The organism is Streptomyces sp. NPDC048650 (assembly GCF_043199095.1).
GTDB lineage: Bacteria > Actinomycetota > Actinomycetes > Streptomycetales > Streptomycetaceae > Streptomyces.
The window spans coordinates 98,783-117,977 of record NZ_JBICVM010000017.1; the positions used below are offsets into that span (position 1 = coordinate 98,783).

Annotated in this window: 16 protein-coding genes; 8 read left to right on the top strand and 8 right to left on the bottom strand. The window is 72.7% G+C overall.

The features are described from left to right. Window positions 1-42: 42 nt before the first annotated feature. Window positions 43-1,338: an LCP family protein gene (locus tag ACGFML_RS33370; protein WP_393549384.1), complete on the bottom strand. Its 1,296-nt coding sequence runs from the start codon at window positions 1,336-1,338 to the stop codon at window positions 43-45. A gap of 274 nt (window positions 1,339-1,612) precedes the next feature. On the opposite strand from ACGFML_RS33370, the gene ACGFML_RS33375 reads away from it, so the two are divergent. From ACGFML_RS33375 to ACGFML_RS33390, 4 genes are all read left to right on the top strand, one after another. After that, complete coding sequence (locus ACGFML_RS33375) at window positions 1,613-2,167, top strand: acyl-CoA thioesterase (protein ID WP_393549385.1); 555 nt, start codon at window positions 1,613-1,615, stop codon at window positions 2,165-2,167. A 102-nt stretch (window positions 2,168-2,269) separates the two neighbouring features. Beyond that, complete coding sequence (locus ACGFML_RS33380) at window positions 2,270-3,145, top strand: alpha/beta fold hydrolase (protein WP_393549386.1); 876 nt, start codon at window positions 2,270-2,272, stop codon at window positions 3,143-3,145. Then, window positions 3,142-4,470: a cytochrome P450 gene (locus tag ACGFML_RS33385; protein WP_393549387.1), complete on the top strand. Its 1,329-nt coding sequence runs from the start codon at window positions 3,142-3,144 to the stop codon at window positions 4,468-4,470. Before ACGFML_RS33380 ends, ACGFML_RS33385 begins: the two co-directional genes overlap by 4 nt. A gap of 300 nt (window positions 4,471-4,770) precedes the next feature. Beyond that, window positions 4,771-5,607, top strand: a complete 837-nt coding sequence (locus ACGFML_RS33390; RefSeq protein WP_393549388.1) for an EamA family transporter — start codon at window positions 4,771-4,773, stop codon at window positions 5,605-5,607. Window positions 5,608-5,665: 58 nt separating this feature from the next. Here the strand turns inward: ACGFML_RS33390 and ACGFML_RS33395 are convergent, their stop codons facing one another. Genes ACGFML_RS33395 through ACGFML_RS33405 form a run of 3 tightly spaced genes read right to left on the bottom strand, consistent with a single transcriptional unit; the run spans window position 5,666 to window position 8,224 of the window. After that, window positions 5,666-6,268, bottom strand: a complete 603-nt coding sequence (locus ACGFML_RS33395) for a VanZ family protein (RefSeq protein ID WP_393549389.1) — start codon at window positions 6,266-6,268, stop codon at window positions 5,666-5,668. 46 nt (window positions 6,269-6,314) lie between these two features. After that, window positions 6,315-6,761 (bottom strand): hypothetical protein, encoded by a 447-nt coding sequence (locus tag ACGFML_RS33400; RefSeq protein ID WP_393549390.1) that lies wholly within the window; start codon window positions 6,759-6,761, stop codon window positions 6,315-6,317. Then, window positions 6,758-8,224: an LCP family protein gene (locus tag ACGFML_RS33405; RefSeq protein WP_393549391.1), complete on the bottom strand. Its 1,467-nt coding sequence runs from the start codon at window positions 8,222-8,224 to the stop codon at window positions 6,758-6,760. The genes ACGFML_RS33400 and ACGFML_RS33405 overlap by 4 nt, the downstream gene beginning before the upstream one ends. A 293-nt stretch (window positions 8,225-8,517) precedes the next feature. Here ACGFML_RS33405 and ACGFML_RS33410 point away from each other — a divergent pair, with 293 nt between their 5' ends. Beyond that, window positions 8,518-9,543, top strand: coding sequence for a glycosyltransferase family 2 protein (locus ACGFML_RS33410; protein ID WP_393549392.1), 1,026 nt, complete (start codon window positions 8,518-8,520; stop codon window positions 9,541-9,543). Between the two features lie 51 nt (window positions 9,544-9,594). On the opposite strand, the gene ACGFML_RS33415 is transcribed toward ACGFML_RS33410, so the two are convergent. From ACGFML_RS33415 to ACGFML_RS33430, 4 genes are all read right to left on the bottom strand, one after another. Then, on the bottom strand, window positions 9,595-11,280 hold the full coding sequence (locus ACGFML_RS33415) for an LCP family protein (protein WP_393549393.1): 1,686 nt from the start codon (window positions 11,278-11,280) through the stop codon (window positions 9,595-9,597). Window positions 11,281-11,346: 66 nt separating this feature from the next. Then, window positions 11,347-13,107 (bottom strand): LCP family protein, encoded by a 1,761-nt coding sequence (locus ACGFML_RS33420; protein WP_393549394.1) that lies wholly within the window; start codon window positions 13,105-13,107, stop codon window positions 11,347-11,349. Window positions 13,108-13,329: 222 nt separating this feature from the next. After that, window positions 13,330-14,619 carry an LCP family protein gene (locus ACGFML_RS33425; protein ID WP_393549395.1) on the bottom strand — a complete coding sequence of 430 codons (1,290 nt, stop codon included), beginning with the start codon at window positions 14,617-14,619 and terminating at the stop codon, window positions 13,330-13,332. Window positions 14,620-14,787: 168 nt separating this feature from the next. Next, window positions 14,788-15,552, bottom strand: a complete 765-nt coding sequence (locus ACGFML_RS33430; RefSeq protein WP_393549396.1) for a TIGR03089 family protein — start codon at window positions 15,550-15,552, stop codon at window positions 14,788-14,790. Window positions 15,553-15,703: 151 nt separating this feature from the next. Between ACGFML_RS33430 and ACGFML_RS33435 the strand changes: the two genes are divergently transcribed. From ACGFML_RS33435 to ACGFML_RS33445, 3 genes are all read left to right on the top strand, one after another. After that, complete coding sequence (locus tag ACGFML_RS33435; RefSeq protein ID WP_393549397.1) at window positions 15,704-16,981, top strand: peptidoglycan recognition protein; 1,278 nt, start codon at window positions 15,704-15,706, stop codon at window positions 16,979-16,981. A gap of 183 nt (window positions 16,982-17,164) precedes the next feature. Then, window positions 17,165-18,247, top strand: coding sequence for a sugar phosphate nucleotidyltransferase (locus ACGFML_RS33440; RefSeq protein WP_393549398.1), 1,083 nt, complete (start codon window positions 17,165-17,167; stop codon window positions 18,245-18,247). A 40-nt stretch (window positions 18,248-18,287) separates the two neighbouring features. Next, window positions 18,288-19,193: a DNA-3-methyladenine glycosylase family protein gene (locus ACGFML_RS33445; protein ID WP_393549399.1), complete on the top strand. Its 906-nt coding sequence runs from the start codon at window positions 18,288-18,290 to the stop codon at window positions 19,191-19,193. Window positions 19,194-19,195: the final 2 nt, after the last annotated feature.

Genomic DNA, 19,195 nt, shown 5'->3' on the forward strand with positions numbered 1-19,195 from the left:
CGGCACCGGCCGTGGGCCGTGGGCCGTGGGCCGGGCGGCCGGTCAGTTGCTGCTGACGGTGACCTTCTCGTCGTTGTTCAGCTGCTGCACCAGCTGGCGCAGCTTGGCCTTGTCCCACACCAGGTTGCCGCCGGTGGAGCCGGAGATCGGCATGTTCATCGACTTGCCCTCACCACCGGTGACGCCCTTCATCGCGAAGAACATGTTGCCCAGGTCCCACAGGCCCATGTCCTTGTCGACGATGAGCGTGTCCAGGCCGGCGCTCATGGTCGGGTAGAGCTTGAAGGGGTTCAGGACGGTCCCGGGGGTGGCGGTCTGACTCGCCAGGGTGGCCAGGAACTTCTGCTGGTTCTTCGTACGGTCCAGGTCCTGGCCCGCGAAGGCGTGCCGGGTCCGGACGAAGGCGAGCGCCTGCTGTCCGTTGAGGGTCTGCTTGCCCGCCGGGAAGTCGGCGCCGGAGTTCTTGTCCTTGAACGCCTTGGGGATGTCCATCTCCACGCCGCCGATGGCGTCCACGATGCCGGCGAAGCCGGCGAAGCCGATCTCGACGTAGTGGTCGATGTGCAGATGCGTGTTGAACTCGACGGTGCGCACCAGCAGCTCGGGGCCGTCCTCGGCGTAGGCCGCGTTCAGCTTGGTGTGCCGTCCGGTGCCCGGGTACTTCTTGCCCGAGTCGGAGCCGACGAAGGTGGGTATCTCGACGTCCGAGTCGCGCGGCAGCGAGATCAGCGTCGGGCCGTTGGCGCCGTCGTGCAGGATCATCATGGAGTCGGTGCGCTTGCCCTCGGCGGAGCCGGTGTGCAGCTTCTTCTTCTCCGCGGCCGACATGCCCTCGCGGCTGTCCGAGCCCACGATCAGGTAGTTCGTGCCGTCCCCGGTCGCCGGCCGGTCGATGACCTTGCTCAGGTCCACCTGGCGGCGCAGCTTGCCGTCCGCCCAGAAGTACGTGGCGACGGAGGTGACGGCCAGCACCACGACCAGGGTCAGCACGGTCCACTTGATGCGGCGTCCCCAGTTGGGGCGCGGCCGGGCACCGCGGCCGCCCCGGCCGTAGCCGTCCTGGCCGTCGCCGCCGCCCCGGCCGCCACCGCCGTAGACCTGGCCGGTGTTGTAGTCGCTGCCGTAGTCGTCGTAGCCCTGGGACTGCTGCGGCGGCACGGAACCGCGCCGCGGCGACATCTCCGGGGGCAGCGGGGGTTCGCTTCGCGGGTAGCCGGATCCTGCGTCACGCCGCACCTGCCGCATGGCGCGCGCACCTTCCGGATCGGCGCTGTTGCTGCCGCGTCCGTACCGGTTGCCGTTCTGGTCCCCGGACTGCATGTCGGGCCACTCATTCATAACCGGCAGTGTGCACGCCGCGCGGGGGTGCTCCATAGAGCAGGTACCGGATCGGGCCAGGGCTGTTGCAGACCTGATGCAAAGCGACGAGGCCCTTCCGGGCCATATCGCAAGGGGCTGTGACCATTCCGGCGCGAGTGTCGGAACCCTTCATTCCGGATGGTCCGGGACGGGACCGGGGAGACGAGCGTCACGCCGGGAGACAGTGGTCACGAGACGGGCGTCACGTCCGCTCCGGGACGTCCTCACCCCCGCCCCGCTTAGGCTTGGTCCCATGAGCGAACTCGTCACCGACAACCAGGAGGGCGAGGTCGCGGGCAAGCCCACTTCCGTGTCCCGCACGACGTTGTCGCACATCATGACCGCCGGCGACACCAATCTCCTCGGGACGGTGCACGGTGGCGTGATCATGAAACTGGTCGACGACGCGGCGGGCGCGGTGGCCGGCCGCCACTCCGGCGGCCCGGCCGTGACGGCCTCGATGGACGAGATGGCCTTCCTGGAGCCGGTCCGGGTCGGCGACCTCGTGCACGTCAAGGCCCAGGTGAACTGGACCGGCCGCTCCTCCATGGAGGTCGGCGTGCGGGTCCTGGCCGAGCGGTGGAACGAATCCACCCCCGCCCAGCAGGTCGGCTCCGCCTATCTCGTCTTCGCCGCCGTCGACGAACACGGCAAGCCGCGCCGGGTGCCGCCGGTCCTTCCGGAGACCGAGCGCGACAAGCGCCGCTACCAGGAGGCCCAGATCCGCCGCACCCACCGGCTCGCCCGGCGGCGCGCGATCATGGAGCTGCGGGAGCGGCGGGCGGCCGAGGGACTCGACGAGGTGTAGCGGCGCGCCCGTGGCGGTCTTGCCGGGCGGGGGAGGGGCGGCCAGTCTGGTCGCACCGGGCCGCCGGCCGCCGGCGCGCCCTCTCGCACACCTGGAGTGAGAGTGGCTTCCTTCGTCCTGCCCCACGCCCTGCACGGCCGGGGCCCCCACAAGGTCATCGCCGTCCACGGATGGTTCGCCGACCGCTCCGCCTTCGACCCGGTCCTGCCGGATCTGGACCGCGAGGCGTTCCGATACGCAGTGGTCGACCTCCGGGGCTACGGCGAGGCGAAGGGCGCGCACGGCGCGTACACCACGGGCGAGGGGGCGGCCGATGTGCTGGCGCTCGCCGATCGGCTGGGCTGGGACCGCTTCTCGGTGATCGGCCATTCGATGGGCGGCAGCGTCGCCCAGCGGGTGCTGGCCGCCGCACCGCACCGCGTCCGCAGGATCGTGGGCATCTCCCCGGTGCCCGCCTCCGGGCTGCCGCTGCCGCCCGAGCAGTGGGAGCTGTTCTCCGCCGCCGCCCACACCCCGCAACACCGCCGGACCATCATCGACCTCACCACCGGCGGGCAGCGCCCCGACGCCTGGCTGGACCGGATGGTGCGACGGTCGTTGGAGTGCAGCGACGCGACGGCGTTCCGGGCCTGGCTGGACTCCTGGGCCGGGGAGGGGTTCGCCGCCGAGGTCGAGGGCTCGGCGGTACCGGCGCTCGCGGTCGCCGGGGCGCTGGACCCCGCACTGACCACCGAGCTGACCCGGCAGACGTGGATGCGCTGGTACGCCAACGGCCGGCTCGTCGAGCTGCCGGCAGCCGGGCACTACGCCATGGACGAGACGCCGCTGGAGCTGATCCGTGCGGTGGAGGACTTCCTGCGCGCCGACGGCACCGAGGACGCCGAGGACGCCGGAGAGGTCGAGGACGGCGGAGAGGCCGATGAGGCCGATGAGGCCGGAGGGACCGGCACCGGGAGCGGCCGGCCGAACGTCGGATGACCGGGCCCGTCGTGGGCGCCGCGGCAGCGGACGTGCCGGACGTCTTCGACCCCCGCCGCTATGCCGACGGACTGCCGCACGCCGCGTACCGGCAGCTGCGCGACCGGCATCCGCTGGCCTGGCAGGAGGAGCCCGAGGTGCTCGGCTGGCCCGCCGGCCCCGGATTCTGGGCCGTCACCCGGCACGCGGACGTCGTCCGGGTGCTGAAGGACGCACGGACCTTCTCCTCCCACCTGGGCGCGACCCAGATCCGCGATCCCGACCCCGCCGACCTGCCCTTCATTCGCCGCATGATGCTCAACCAGGACCCTTCCCCGAGCTCTCGTCCCCGTTCGGGCAGGGGAGAACCCCATGACCACGGGCGGCTGCGGCGCCTGGTCAGCCGGGCCTTCACCCGCGGCCGTATCGACCGGTTCACCGACCGGATCCGGGACCGGGCCCGCGAGCTGCTGACGGCGGCGGCCCACGCAGCACGCGCCGGGGACGGCGGCTGCGATGTCGTCGCCCACGTCACGGACGACTTCGCGCTGCTCAACCTCGCCGACCTGCTCGGCGTGCCCGCCGGTGAGCGCGGACTGATCCTGGACTGGACCCGGCGCGTGATCGGCTACCAGGACCCGGACGAGGCGGGCCCGCCCGCCACCCGCCCGGACGGCCGCCCCGCCGACCCCCGCTCCCCGGCGATGCTCCAGGACATGTTCGCCTTCGCGCGGGAGCTGGCCGCCCACAAGCGGCGCCACCCGGGCGACGACGTCATGACCGTCCTGGCCTCCGACGACGAGCTGGCCGCCCCCGAGCTGGAGATGTTCTTCTTCCTGCTGACCATCGCCGGCAACGACACCGTGCGCAGCGCAGCCCCCGGGGGCCTGCTGGCCCTGGCCCAGCATCCGGACGCCTACCACGCGCTGCGCACCGGGGCGGTGGGGACGGCGACCTGTGTGGAGGAGCTGCTGCGTTGGCATCCGCCGGTGCTCAGCTTCCGCCGGACCGCGGTGCACGACACCGAACTGTCCGGCCACCGGGTCCGCGCCGGCGACAAGGTGGTCGTCTTCCACGGCGCGGCCAACTACGACGAGCGGATCTTCGCCGACCCGCACCGCCTGGACCCGGCACGTACTCCCAACCCCCATGTCTCGTTCGGCGACGGCCCCCACGTCTGCCTGGGCGCACACCTCGCCCGGCTGCAGCTGCGGGTGCTCTACGAGGAGACATGCGCCCTGCTGCCCGCGCTGGCCGTCGCCGCCCCGCCGCAGCGCCTGGTGTCGAACTTCATCAACGGCCTGAAGTCGCTGCGTCTGCGCCTGGTGGATGCTCCCGCACCCTGAGCCCGTCCCGATAGGTCCACTCGATCGCCGTGGTGACGGCGGTGGCGGCGGTGACGGCGGTGGCGGCGGTGGCGGCGGTGGCGGCGGTGTCGGCGGTGGCACGTGCTCGGTTCAACGGCGCGGATGCGGGCCGTCCCGACGTGGTGCGCGAGCGTCCGCAGGGCTGCTTCGGCCTCGACCGTCTGTCAACCCCCCTCATGGAGCAAAGGCGGCCAAGGCACCACCGGATCGTCCGATGACGACCCCCGGTCGGTCGGTCGTACGGTGCAGTCGTTTCGTACGGACCGAAGGATCGACACCGTGATCGCTCTGCTGCTGGCCCTGGGCAGTTCCCTCGCCTATGGATGCGCCGACTTCCTCGGTGGCCTCGGTGCCCGCAAGGCCCACGTGCTGCGCACCGTGATGATCGCCGCCCCGGCCTCCCTGGCGGTCGAGCTGCTGCTGTGGCCTTTCCTCGGTGCGTCCTTCAGCGCGCAGACCCTCGCCTGGGGTGCCGCCTCCGGCGTCGCGTCGGCCGCCGCGTTCGCCCTGCTCTACCGCACCCTGGCCATCGGCCCGATGAACGTGCTCTCCCCGGTGACCGCGCTGATCTCGGCCGTGCTGCCGGTGGGGGTGGGTCTGGTGCAGGGTGAGCACCTGGGCCCGGCCGGGCTGGTGGGCCTGCCGCTCGCGCTGGTGGCGGTCGTGCTGGTCAGCGCCGGGCACGGCGCCGGAGCGACCCGCCCCTCGCGGACCGCGCTGCTGCTCGCCCTCGGCGCGGGTGCGGCGATCGCCCTTCAGCTGGTCTTCCTGCACCAGGCGCCGTCCGACAGCGGTGTCGGCCCGCTCATCGCGGGCCGGGCGGTCTCCTCGGCCGTCACCCTGACCGCGGCCGGGCTGCTGCACCGCAGGCTCGGAGCCGAGAAGCCCGCGTATGCGATGTCGGCCACCGCCGGCGTCCTCGACTCGGTGGCGAACCTGCTGTTCCTGCTGGCCTCCCGCAGCGGCGACCTCGCCGTCGTCGCCGTGATCACCGCTCTCTACCCGGTCGGTACCGTCCTGCTCGCCCGCAGCGTGCTCGCCGAACGCATCCACCGCGGCCAGCTCGTCGGTCTGGGCGCCGCCGCCGTCGCCGTCAGCCTGCTCGCCCTCACCTGACCTGCCTGCCTCGGTGCCCGCCAGCCCACTCCGCCGCATCAGGACCGAGCCGGGACGCTCATTTGCCGCGTAGATCGGTTACGGGACGGCTCGGCGACGGGTGAGTCCGAAGTCCCACCCGCCCTGCCCCGGTCGCCACCACCCGTGCCAGCAGCCCCAGTGCCGCCCCGGCCGCCGTCCCGGCCGCCGCGGACAGGACGTCGTCGATGTCGGCGACCCGGCCGGCCCGCATCAGCAGCTGGGCCGTCTCGATGCCCGCGCACAGGCCCACCCCGAGGAGGAACGCCGCGGCGGCCGACCAGCGCGGTGCCGCGAAGCGCAGCAGCAGCGGCCCCGGCACGTACAGCGCGGCGTTGGCGAGGTGCACTCGGACCAGCATCTCCAGTTCCTGGGGCTGCGGCGGCGCACCGGGGCCGAAGAGGCTCTCGCCGGGCCGCCACCACACCGTGGCGTCGCCGGAGCCGATGGGCTGGGTGGGGGTGAGCGTCACCGCCAGCAGCAGGAGCAGCCAGAGCGCCAGGAGCGCGGTGGCCGTGGTGCGGGGGCCGGGGCCGGGGGAGCGGGCGCCCCATACGGCGAGACTCAGGGCCAGGGCCGCCAGGACGGTGAGGAAGAGCGCCCCGCTGGTGGGCGTGAGGGCCAGTAACGCTACCTGCCACATGTCGCGCTCCTTGCGGGGGACGGCCCGGAGCCCGGGCACCGGGAGATCAGGCGCAGCTCCACCGGGTGACGAAGACCGTCCCGCGGTGCTCCATGACGCCGCGGATGCATTCGTCCGGCAGCATCTCCACGCGGCCCCCGAGGGCGACGTCGCCGTGCCGCAGCCGGCGGGTGCCGAACCAGCCGGGGAAGGCGGTGATCCGCGCGTTCTTGCGCTGGTAGCCCAGCCGTACGGTGACCGACCCGCCCGCCGGTCGCCGGTAGGCCGTCGTGTACGCCCCCGTCGCACCCACCGGGCCGTGCAGGCAGAGCCGGCCGTGGGTCAGGTCGCCGCAGCCGGTCGGGGCGGCGGGGGCCGGCGGCGCCGCGGCGGCGGTGGCCGCGACCAGGCCGAGCGCGGCGAGGGTGGCGGCGGCCCGGGGGGCGATACGGCGCGGTGCCGACCGGCCGGCCGACGCGCGGGGCCGGGTGCCGCGGGGGGCGGGGACGGTCACCGGCACACCGCCTCGTCGCCGGTGATCGCTCCCACACCGCCCGGGGTCTGCGGCGGCTGCTCCGCCTTGACCGGTGTCACCGCCTTGAAGTCGTCGCCGACCGTCACCTGGAGCACCGGACCGCGCCCGGCCATCGGGCGCAGCTGCGCACCGGGCAGCGCGGCGGCCAGCGTGCGGGCCGAGCGGTCCCAGCGCGGGTCGTAGTCGATGACCGTACGGGGGACGCCGCCCGCCGTCGTGTCCCCCGGCACGCCGGCCCCGACGAAGCCGGTCGCGCCCAGGGCCTTGGCGACGGTGCCGCCCAGGCCGGGCCGGGCGGTCCCGTTGTCGACGTGGACCTTGACCTGCGACGGCGGGACGTCCACCACCGCAGCGCGCTGCTTCTTCTGCACGGGGCGCGCGGCGATCGGCCGGTCGTCGCGGACGGCCTCGAAGAGCCGGCGGGACGCCGCCGGATCCCAGCGGACGGCCTCGCCGCCGCCCGGCAGCCGCAGGTTCTCCTTGGTCAGCGGCACGGAGACGAACTCCGAGGAAGAGGGGGTGAAGCCGCGCATCGCCTGGCCGAGGTCGACCAGGTCGTTGGCCTCGAAGCCGGAGTCGGCCCGTACCGAGTCCAGCATCGTCTCGGCGACGTCCTTGAAGCGGATGGGGTTCATCAGCACGCCGGAGGAGGTGATCTTGTGGATGAGGGAGGCCAGGAAGCGCTGCTGGCGGTGCATACGGCCGAGGTCGGCGGAGGCGTCGATGTGGCGGGAGCGGACGTACTGCAGGGCCTGGCCGCCGCCCAGGAGCGTCTTGCCCGCGGGGAGGTCCAGGCCCGTGAAGCTGTCCTTGAGCGGACGCGCGGAGCAGATCTCCACCCCGCCCACGGCGTCCACGCTCCGCATGAAGCTGGTGAAGTCGACCTCCAGGTAGTGGTCGATGTGCACGCCGGTCATGTGCTCGACGGTCCGCACGGTGAGGTTGGGCCCGCCCTCGGCGTACGCGGCGTTGAGCTTCACGGGGTGCCGGCGGTGCCGGCGGCCGGTGGCGTCCTGGTGGGCGGGGACCTCGGCGTAAGAGTCGCGCGGCAGGCTGATGATGCTGGCGCGGTCCCGTTCGGCGGAGAGGTGCACCAGCATCAGCGTGTCGGTGCAGTGGCAGGGCGCGCCGCCCAGGTGGTAGGTCCGCTTCTCGTCCCGGGTGAGCTTGTCGCGCCCGTCCGTGCCGACGACGAGGAAGTTCAGGCCGCTGCCGCCGCCGGGCCGCTCATCGGTCGGCATGCCCTGGAAGGCGTCCACCCGGCCGATCCGCGTCTCCACGCCGGTGACCATCGCGTGGCCCACCCCGCTCGCGCCCAGCAGCACGGCGGCGGCGACGGTGCTGACCCGCAGCCCCCAGCGTTTGCGCGGCGGGCGCCGGTGCCCCGTGGGCCGGGTGGCCCGGTTCGAGGTGGAGCGGGAGGAGCGGGACGGGGCGGTCACGGGGGCACCTCCGCGGCGGGACGGCGGGAACGACAGCCGGGATGGGGGGCAGCCGGGGGGCCGGCGGGTCGATGCGGTCAGAAGTCTGGACGAATCGGAACGAATGCGGCAGGAACACCGTAGGCCCATATGATCGACTGCAAAGCATCACACGCCGGACGCCGATCGCCCGGCCACCCGTCCGACGTCCGCCCCTGTCCCCCGTTCGCGGTAACGTGAGGCGCGATACCGCAGTCTCCCGGCGGGCGCTGCCGCCCATGGCGGCTCGCCGCGGGCCGTACCCCCGAGGAATCATGCCGCAGCAGCAGCCCCCGGCCGTCTCCGTGATCATGCCGGTGCTCAATGAGGAACGTCACCTGCGCAATTCGGTCCGGCACATCCTGGAGCAGGAGTACGCCGGCGAGATGGAGGTGGTGATCGCCCTCGGTCCGTCCACGGACCGTACGGACGAGATCGCCGCCGAGCTGGTGAAGGAAGACGCACGGGTGCACACCGTGCCGAATCCGACGGGACGCACGCCCGCCGCGCTCAATGCCGCGATCAAGGCGTCGCGCCATCCGATCGTGGTGCGCGTCGACGGACACGGCATGCTCTCGCCGCACTACATCACCACCGCCGTGCGCCTCCTGGAGGAGACCGGCGCGCAGAACGTCGGCGGCATCATGCACGCCGAGGGCGAGAACGCCTGGGAGGACGCCGTCGCCGCCGCGATGACCTCCAAGGTCGGCGTCGGCAACGCCGCCTTCCACACGGGTGGGGCGGCGGGCCCCGCCGAGACCGTCTTCCTGGGCGTGTTCCGGCGCGCGGCGCTGGAGCAGCAGGGCGGTTACAACGAGGAGTTCATCCGCGCGCAGGACTGGGAGCTGAACTTCCGGATCCGCGAGGCGGGCGGACAGATCTGGTTCTCGCCGGAGCTGAAGGTGCGCTACCGGCCGCGGCCGAACATCAAGGCGCTGGCCAAGCAGTACAAGGACTACGGCAAGTGGCGGCACGTCGTCGCGCGCTACCACGCCGGATCGATCAACCTGCGCTACCTGGCGCCGCCGACCGCGCTGTGCGCCATCGCGGCCGGGGTGGTCGTCGGTGCGGCGGTCACGCCCTGGGGCTTCGCCGTCCCGGCCGGCTATCTGGCGGCCATCGCGGCGGGCTCGCTCCCGGCCGGCAAGGGGCTGTCGCTCAAGGCCCGCCTCCAGATCCCCGTGGCGCTCGCCACGATGCACATGTCGTGGGGGTACGGCTTCCTCACCAGCCCGCGCTCGCTCGCCCGGAAGGTCATCGCGAGCCGGCGGCCGGCGGTGCTGTCCCCGGCGGCCGAGTAGCGGCCGACGACGGAGCGGGGCGGGCCCCTGGGCCCGCCCCCGGCCCGGTTCTCAGAAGGTGTACTGCGGGTTCACCTTCATGCACGCCTTCTTGTCGTCCCCGTGGAGGGCGTCGGCGCTGTCCGGCGCCTTGTCCGCGGCCTTGTCGCCGCCCGGCTTCTTCGGGTACGCCGTGCCGCTGCGCCAGTCGTTGCCGACCACCAGCCGCATCCCCGACGCCGAACTCGACTCCTTCACCGCGCTCTTGGACAGGCCGAGCGCCTTGGCGAGCGCGAGGGCGTCGCCGCGCTGCGCCGAGTCCTTGTACGTGATGGTGGTGTCGGCCTGGGCGGTGAGGGAGGAGTCGGTGCCGGTCGCCGCGTAGCCGAGCCGGACCAGCTCCTGCTGGACGACGCTCGCGCGGCCGGAGACCGGACCCGTCACCGTGCCGTCGGTGCCGTTCTGGACGACAACCTTCAGCTCGCCCTTGGCAGTTGACGGCTTGGGATCCGGCGCCGGCTTCTTCTTGGCGCCCTTGCCGTCCAATGCGGTGTCGTTGCGCATCATCGCGAAGGTCTGGTCCGCGTCACCGGGCTTGGGCAGCACGTACGACTCACCGGGGCCGTACACCCAGGGCATGGTGACCATGGTGATGCGCTTGGTGGGCACGCGGTTGAGGTCGCCGCCCAGGTCGTAGAGCTTCGTGACGGTGTCGAGGCCCTCGTCGACGGTCAGCGCCTTGGTCGCGGCCTCCGCCAGATCGCGCAGCTGCCCGGCGTTGGTGAGCTTGGCGCCCGCCTTCAGCTGGCGGACCATGGAGTTCATGTACATGTGCTGGGCCTTGGCCCGGCCGATGTCGGTGTTGTCCTCGAAGCCGTAGCGGGTGCGCAGCCACTGCAGCGCCTGGACGCCCTTGACGGAGTGGGTGCCCGCGGTCAGCTTCAGGCCGCTGCCGTGGCCCTTGCTGTCGTGCGAGTAGACGTTGCGGTCGACGCACACCGGGACGCCCCCGATGGCATCCGCCATGTCCACCACGCCGGAGAAGTCGACCATCATGAAGTGGTCGATGTAGATGCCGGTCAGCTCCTGCCAGGTGGCGAGCGTGCAGCCCGGACCGCCGTGCTGGAGCGACTGGTTGATGGCGGCGCTGGTCTGCGGGTAGACCTCGTGGGTCTTGGGGTCGGTGCACTTGGGGATGGTGACGCGGGTGTCCCGGGGTATGGAGATCACCGACATGTTGCTGCGGTCGGCGGAGACGTGCAGCAGCATCTGGACGTCGGCCAGCGGCTTGCGGTCCCGGTCCTGACGGGCGCCGCCCAGCTCGATGTTCGCCTCGCTGTTGCGCCCGTCGGACCCCAGCAACAGGATGTTGAGCGGCGTCTGCCCGAACGCGTTGGGGTCGGGCTTCTTCAGATTGCCGCCGCCCAGGGACCGCGGGGCCTTGCGGAGGTTGGCGTTGAGGTGCTCGTAGTACCAGTAACCGGCGCCCGCCCCGGCGACCAGCAGGAAGCCGAGCCCGAGCGCCGTCCAGCGCACCACCTTGCGCCCTTTGCCGCCTTTCCTGCGGCGGCGCTGGCCCCCTTTGCGGGACCCGCCGTCGGAGGAGGCCGGTACCTCGCCGCCGTCGCCGTCCCCCGGTGTCCAGCCCGGCGCGTCCGGTGGCAGCGCGCCCTCGGCCACGCTGTCGTCCCAGCCCAGCCGCTGCGCACCGGACCCTTCCCCGCGTGATCGCTCACCACGCACACTGCTCTGCCGCATTCGGCCTCTCCCCGTTGTCAGTTCTGTGCGCTCGGCGACGTCTCCGACGGCCGGATCCCGCTCGGGTCACTTGGCGCAGATGTTCTTGTCACCTGCATTGACGTTCTGGACACCGTCCGGGGTTTCGGTCGGCGCCTCGATCGGCGAACCGGGAGCCGTGAAGTCCTTGCCGAGGACGAGCTTCATGGGCACGCGGTCGCCGGCGTCCTGGGAGGACTTGTGCAGCGCGCTCTTGGGCAGCCCCATCCACTCGGCCAGCGAGGCGGCCTGGTCGGCCTGGTTGGGCGCGTAGTCCAGGCGGGTCTTGGCCAGCTTCTCCGGGGCGTTGCCGGCGTTGGTGGAGAGCCGGGCGCCCTGGTTGTTCTGCAGCCAGTCCACGGTTTCCTGGGCCGCGCCGATCGGCCCGCCGCCGTTGGTGACGTCGACCCGCACGAGCTCCGGCGGGGCCTTCTTGACCGGCGCCTTCCTGCCCTTGGACTTCTTGCCCTTGGCCAGCGCGTGGTCGGCCTGCACCATCCGGAACAGCGGGTCGGCCTTGCCCTGGTCGAGTATGACCGTGGCCGGGTCCTTGGGGTTGTCCAGCACCGGCACCGTCGCGAAGGTGATCTTCTTCATGTCCACCTTCTTCATGTCGTTGCCGAAGTCCATCAGCTTGCCCGCGGTGCCGATACCGGTGTCGACGGTCAGCGCGTTGGTCGCCGCCTTGGCGACGGTCAGCAGCTTGCTCGGACTGCCGAACGCGCTGGACTTCAGCTTGCGCACCAGCGAACCGATGAACTGCTGCTGCATCTTGATCCGGTCCAGGTCGCTGCCGTACCCGATGGCGTGCCGGGTCCGGACGAACGCCAGCGCCTGCTCGCCCTTGACGACGTGTCGGCCCGCCTTCAGGTGCAGGTGCGACTTGGGGTCGTCGAGGTCCTTGCCGGCGCACACCTCGACGCCGTCCACCGCGGTGGACAGCTCCTTGACCGCGTTGAAGTCCGCCATCATGAAGTGGTTGATCTTCAGCCCGGTCAGCTTCTCGACGGTGCGCCAGGTGCAGCCCGGGTCCCGACCCTCCTGGCCGAGGCTGGTGTTGAAGCGCACCTGCTGCTCGCCGGGGATGGTCTTGACCTTGCCGTCCTTCTGCTTCGTCGGGCAGTTGGGGATGTCGGTGATCAGGTCGCGCGGGATGCTCAGCGCGGTCGCGTTCGTGCGGTCCTTGGAGATGTGCATCAGCAGCGTGGTGTCCGCGTGGCCGACACTGCCGGTGTCGCCGTAGCCCGCGTTGCCCTTGCCGGCGCGCGAGTCCGTGCCGATGACGAGCAGGTTGACCGGCCCGTCGGAGACCGCGTCGTTGTTGAAGCCGACGTCGACCTTCTTGATGTTGCCGTCGAGCTGCTGGTAGATGACGTACGCACCGGTGCCGGCGGCCACCAGGACGAACCCCAGCACGCCGGACGTCCAGTACAGCGCCTTCTTCTTCCCGGACTTCTTCGGCTTGGGCCGACGGCGGCTCGCGGCGCCCGCGGCGGCCGCCCCGCCCTTGGCCGCGGCCCGGCGCTGGGCCCGGCCGCCGGCCGGCCGCTCGTCCGCGCCGCCGGCCCGTGCGTCACTCCGGCGGTCGCGCTGGGTGGGCAGCGGGCGGGTGTCGGTGTCGTTGTCCCGGTCGGCCGGGCCTCTCCGGGAACGTCTGGGGCCGGGGCCCTTGCGGCCGGCAGGCCGGTCCCCGGCTTGACCGGCAGGGTCAAGCCGCAGTTCGTAATTGCCGGTGTCCGGGTCGAACACCCACTGATCGGCGGGGTCGACGTTGTCGTCGCCCGCCCGCCCACGGCCCTGCGCGTCCACGGTGCCCTGAATCCTCCGTCGGTGGCGCGGCGCCTCCCCCTCAAGGCGCTCGGTCGGTCGATCGTGCAAAACATCTCATCGGACCGCTGGTCGGGCGGACCGGATCGCTCACACTATCCGCCCAGTTCAGCGCCGGGCGACGCCGGTGACAAATTCCACTTCCCTACAACTGGGCAATCCGCCCAATCCATTCACGACCCCGCGGGTTCCTTTGCAGCATCTTTATTCGCAGGTGCCGCGCTCCGCGGTGGTTCCCGGAAAGGCGGGGCCGGGGTCGGGGGACGGCGAGGGCGGGGCATCGGCCTTGTCGTCCGAGGCGGCCTCGGTCTCCCGCGGGTCCTTGGCGGGCGCCACCACCACCGGGCGGTCCTTGCGCAGTTCGCCGAAGAGGCGGTCGGCGGCGGGCTGCACCAACTCGTCGCGGTTGGGGTCGTAGCGGTACTCCTGCCGCGGCACGGTCAGGAACTGCACCCGGCCGGTGGGAATGCTGCGCATGCTGCGGACCAATTCGTACAGGCCGGTGAGCGAAGCGAGATCCGCATCGGTGGTCAGGGAACTCGTCGCGGCGTCCAGCACCGGATACAGCCGCGTCGGATTGAGCAGCACACCATTGCTTTGCACTTTCTTCACGAGCGCGCCAAGAAACTCCTGTTGGCGTTCCATACGCTGCGTGTCACTGCCGTTACCCAGGCTTTTCCTGGCCCGTACGAAACCGAGCGCATCCTCCCCGAGCAGGGTCTGCCGGCCGGCGGGAAGCACCAGATGTGCCTTGTCGTCGTTGATGGGCCGGCGCAGACAGACCTCGACGCCGTCCACCGCGTCCACCACCTTCTTGAAACCGACGAAGTCGATGATCATGTGGTGGGTGACCCGGATCCCGGTCATCTTCTCGACCGTGCGGATCGTGCAGGCGGCACCGGCGAACTGGAACGCCCAGTTGAACTGCGCCGTCTGCTCGGCGATCTCCTTGCCGTCGGAGCGCTTGCAGTGCGGCACCTGCACCATCAGGTCGCGCGGGATGCTGACCGCGGTGGCGCTCTTCCGGTTCGCCGCCAGGTGCAGCAGGATCGTGGTGTCCGAGCGCTGCGTGCCGCTGTCCGTGCCGTACTCCTGGTTGCCGTCGCCGCGGTTGTCGGAGCCGACCAGCAGGATGTTCTCGGCGTTCGGCGGGCCCGGGTCGGGCCGCTCGGACTCGTACTTCTCCAGCTCGTTCTGGGTGTCGCTGTCGAAGTGGATGTTGCCGTTGAGCTTCGTGTACAGGCCCCAGCCGAGGACCCCGGTGACCAGCACGGCGCCGGCCGTACCCAGCGCGGCCCGGCGCATCCAGTGCAGCGGCGAGGGCGGGGTGCGCGGCGGGCCGGGGCCGTCGCCCGCGACGCCCGAGCGCAGCGGACGCGCGCCCCAGCCGGGGAACCCCGTTCCGCGCCCCCGCCGGCCGGGCCCCTCGCCCGCTCGGCCGGGGGCCTCGGCAGGGCCCTGGCGGCCGGACGGGGTCTCGGGGCTCTCGGTCACGTGTGCGTCCCTCCCTCACGGAGTCGGCGTCGCGCCCGTACACGGTGCCCGGCCGATGGAGACGGCCGAAAGTCGCGCATGGTGGTACGTACACAAGATCCTGGACCCAAACGGGCGGGTCGGCCCGCCTGGCGGGGGATCTCGTCCGCCGGACGGGGGAGGGAGCCCTCAGGACAGGGCGCGCGGCGCCCGGTGGGTGACCTTCTCGTCGGACTCGCGGGTGGCTGTCCCGGCCTCGTCCAGCCGCTCGAGGTGGCGGCAGAGCACCACCGAGCCGCCGGTCGCCAGCGGCGCGTAGAGCCCGTACGACAGGCCCTGCCAGGTGTCGTACGGCAGCCCCGACAGCACCCTCGGCGCCTCGGGCATCCCGGCGGCCGCGGCATCGGCCGATGCGCGGCGGCCGATCTCGCGGCCGGTCAGCTCCTCGCCGCCCACCGCCAGCGCCACCGCACCCGGGTCCACCGGCGCGAACGGCGCGAAGCGGTCGCCCTGCCCCGGCACCTCGACGGCGTAGTCCGCGAAGCCGGCGGGCGGCTGCGGGAAGCGCCCGCCCATCGGGCGCAGCGCCAGCGCCACCCGCTCCCCGGAACAGGCCAGGGCCGCATCGAGGGTGTCCGGCCCGCTGACGACGAGGTCGGCCGCGGCCGGATCGCCGCCCACCTCCGCGACCACGCCGACCGACGAGCAGGCCAGCAGCCAGACGGCGGACTGCCAGTGGGCGGGCAGCAGCAGCGCGAGCCGGTCGCCGGGCTCGGCGGCCAGATCGCCCTGGAGATAGTTGGCGGTCTTCGCCACCCAATTGGCGAAGGTGGCGACGGACAGTTCCACGCGCTCGCCGGTGGCGTCGTCGTAGAAGGTCACCAGCGGGCGGGCGGGATCCGCGGCGAGCGCGGATCGCAGCAGGTCGGCGGGGGTGCGATCGGTGGCGTTCATCGCGGCAAGGGTACGCGCGGCGCCGGCTGACGGTCGGTCGGACGCGGCACGCCCGGCCACCGGTTCGGCCCAGGCGCCCGCCACCGTTCGGCCGATGCCCCGTCAGATCTGCGATGGCGCCCGTCGGCCTGCCGTGCCAACGATGTGGTCCATGCGCCCTCTTGTGACGACGACCCTCGGTGCCCTGTGCGCGGCCGGCCTCGCCCTCTCCCTCCCGCCGCTCCAGCCGTCCGCCCCCGCGGCCGCCGCCGGCCGCTCCCTCGCCGCCCCCGCACCCACCGACGACGCATCGGGCAGCACGCAGTCCGTACCGCTGGCAGACCTCGAGAAGGCCTCGTCCCGCGCGTCCGAGCCGTCCCCCGTCCCCGGGACGCGGATGCTGCCGGTCCGTGAGGTGCGCCCGTTCTCCCTGCTCGGCGTCGTATGGGACGACCCCGAAGTCGAGCTGCGCGGCCAGATCCAGGTCCGCACCCGCACCACCGGCAGCCGCACCTGGTCGGGCTGGCAGGACGTGCAGACCCACAACGACGACCTCCCCGACCCGGAATCCGCCGAACGCCGCAACAGCCGGGTACGGGGCAGCACCGCACCGCTGTGGGTCGGCGCCTCCGACGCCGTACAGCTGCGCTTCGCCCCGGAGAACGGCGACCGGGCACCGGCCCCCTTCCCGGGCGGGCTCCAGCTGGAGCTCGTCGACCCGGGGGCCGCACCGGCGGTGGCGCAGGGCACGGCCACCGAACTCTCGCCGCTCGGCCGCGCCGAAGCGCAGGCGGAGGACCGGACCCAGGCTTCCGAGGACGGCCGCGGCACGTCCGGCAAGGCGTACGGCGGACCGCGCCCGCGGATCGTCACCCGGGCCGGCTGGGGCGCCGACGAGACGCTGCGCGAGCCCGACTTCACCTACACCGGCGCCGTGCAGGCCGCGTTCGTCCACCACACCGCGACCGGCAACAACTACACCTGCGCGCAGTCCCCTTCGGCCGTCCGCGCCATCTACCGCTATCACGTCAAGAGCAGCGGCTGGCGGGACATCGGCTACAACTTCCTCATCGACAAGTGCGGGGTCATCTACGAGGGCCGCGCGGGCGGCGCCGGCAGGGCGGTCATGGGCGCCCACACCCTCGGCTTCAACGAGCACACCACCGGCATCGCCGTCCTGGGCTCCTTCACCGAGACCGACCCGTCGAAGGCCTCGGTCGAGGCCGTCTCCGCCCTGACAGCCTGGAAACTCGGCCTGAGCGGCGTCGATCCGCGCGGCACGGCCCGCCTCACCTCCGCCGGCGGCAACCGCTTCGAGAAGGGCGAGGTGGCTCGGCTCCACGTCATCTCCGGCCACCGCGACGGCTTCCGGTCCGCCTGCCCCGGCGACCGCCTCTACGACCGGCTCGCCGCCACCCGCACCGCCGCGGCGAGGCTCCAAGGTCGCTGACCGGGCCCCGCGGCGGTTACCGTCCGGTTGTGCCCCTGATGAACCACGCCCGCGCGCGTCACGTCCTACTGGCCGTGACGCGCGTTTCCGCATCTCCGGCTTTCCTTCGGAGCGCGGCCGAGAGCCCGTCTGCCTACACTGGTCGGCCGTTCGCCGACCCCAGCAGGAAGCAGAGAAGACAAGGTGACTGAAGCGATCCTCCTGGTCGGCGGCAGAGGCACCCGGCTGCGCCCGCTGACGGTGCACACGCCCAAGCCGATGGTCCCGGCGGCCGGTGTGCCCTTTCTCACGCACCAGCTGGCGCGGGCCCGCGCCGCCGGCGTGACGCACATCGTCCTGGCCACCTCCTACCTCGCCGAGGTCTTCGAGCCGTACTTCGGCGACGGTTCGGCGCTCGGCCTGCACCTGGAGTACGTCACCGAACAGGAGCCGCTGGGCACCGGCGGCGCCATCCGCAACGTCGCCGAGCGCCTGCACTCCGCCCCCGGCGACCCGGTGCTCATCTTCAACGGCGACATCCTCACCGGCCTGGACATCAAGGCCCTGGTGGAGACCCACCGGACCACCGGGGCCGATGTCTCGCTGCACCTGACCCGGGTCGAGGATCCGCGCGCCTTCGGCCTCGTCCCCACCGACGCCACCGGCCGGGTCACCGCCTTCCTGGAGAAGCCGCAGACCCCCGAGGAAATCGTCACCGACCAGATCAACGCCGGCGCGTACGTCTTCAACCGGTCGATCATCGACACCATTCCGGCCAACCGTCCGGTCTCCGTCGAACGCGAGACCTTCCCCGGGCTCCTCGCCGACGGCGCCCACCTCCAGGGGATGGTCGACTCCACCTACTGGCTCGACCTCGGCACCCCGCAGGCCTTCGTCCGCGGCTCCGCCGACCTGGTCCTGGGCCGCGCCCCGTCCCCGGCCGTGCCCGGCCGCTGCGGCGACCGCCTCGTCCTGGAGAGCGCCGAGGTCGCCGCGGACGCCAAGCTCACCGGCGGCACCGTCGCCGGCCCGCACACCGTCATCGGCGCGGGCGCCCGGGTCGAGGGCAGTGCGGTCCTCGAAGGCGCGGTGATCGAACCGGGCGCCGAGATCCGCGACTCCCTCATCGGCGCCGGGGCACGCATCGGGGCCCGTACGGTCCTGGACGGCGCGGTGATCGGCGACGGCGCGGTGATCGGCGCCGACAACGAGCTGCGCGGCGGCATTCGCATCTGGTGCGGCGCCGACATCCCGGCGGGCTCGGTGCGCTTCTCCTCCGACCAGTAGCGGCCGCCGGACGTCCGCCCCCATCGCCTAACCTGGCCGCATGCCCGCCCGCCGCTGGGTCCCGCCCGGCCCGTACGACCTGCACCGCACCCTGTGCGTGCTGCGGCGCGGCCCCGGCGACCCCGCCTTCGCGGTGCGCGGCGGGGAGGTGTGGCGCTCCTGCCGGACGCCCCAGGGCCCCGGCACACTGCGCCTGGCGGCCCGCCCGGCCGCCGGAGACGTCGAGGCCGAAGCCTGGGGGCCGGGCGCCGACTGGCTGCTGGACCGACTGCCCGAACTGCTGGGGGAGCTCGACGAACCGGACCGGCTCACCGCGCGGCACCGCATCGTCCACGACGCCCACCGCCGCCACCCCGGTGTCCGGCTCGCCCGGACCGGCCTGGTCCTGGAGTCGCTGATCCCCTCGGTGCTGGAACAGAAGGTCACCGCCGACGAGGCGTACCGCGCCTGGCGGCTCCTCCTCCAGCGGCACGGCGAGCCCGCGCCGGGGCCGTGGGACCGGATGCGGGTGATGCCGGACGCCCGCACCTGGGCGCTGATCCCCTCCTGGGAGTGGCACCGCGCCGGCGTCGACGCCAAGCGCTCCGCGGCGATCCTGCGCGCCGTACGCGCGCACCGCCGCATGGAGGAGGCCGCCGGCATGGACCTGGCCGACGCCACCCGCCGACTGACGGCCATCCCCGGCATCGGCCCCTGGACCGCCGCCGAGACGCTGCAGCGCACCCTGGGCGCCCCGGACGCCATCACCGTCGGCGACCTCCATCTGCCGAAGATCATCGGCTATGCCCTGACCGGTCGCCGCGGCACCACCGACGCGCAGATGCTCGAACTCCTCGCGCCCTACGAGGGCCAGCGGCACCGGGCGGCCCGGCTGATCCTGCTCTCCGGCGTCACCCCGCCGCGGCGGGCGCCGCGGTTCCCGGTGGGGGACATCGCCCGGCTCTGAGG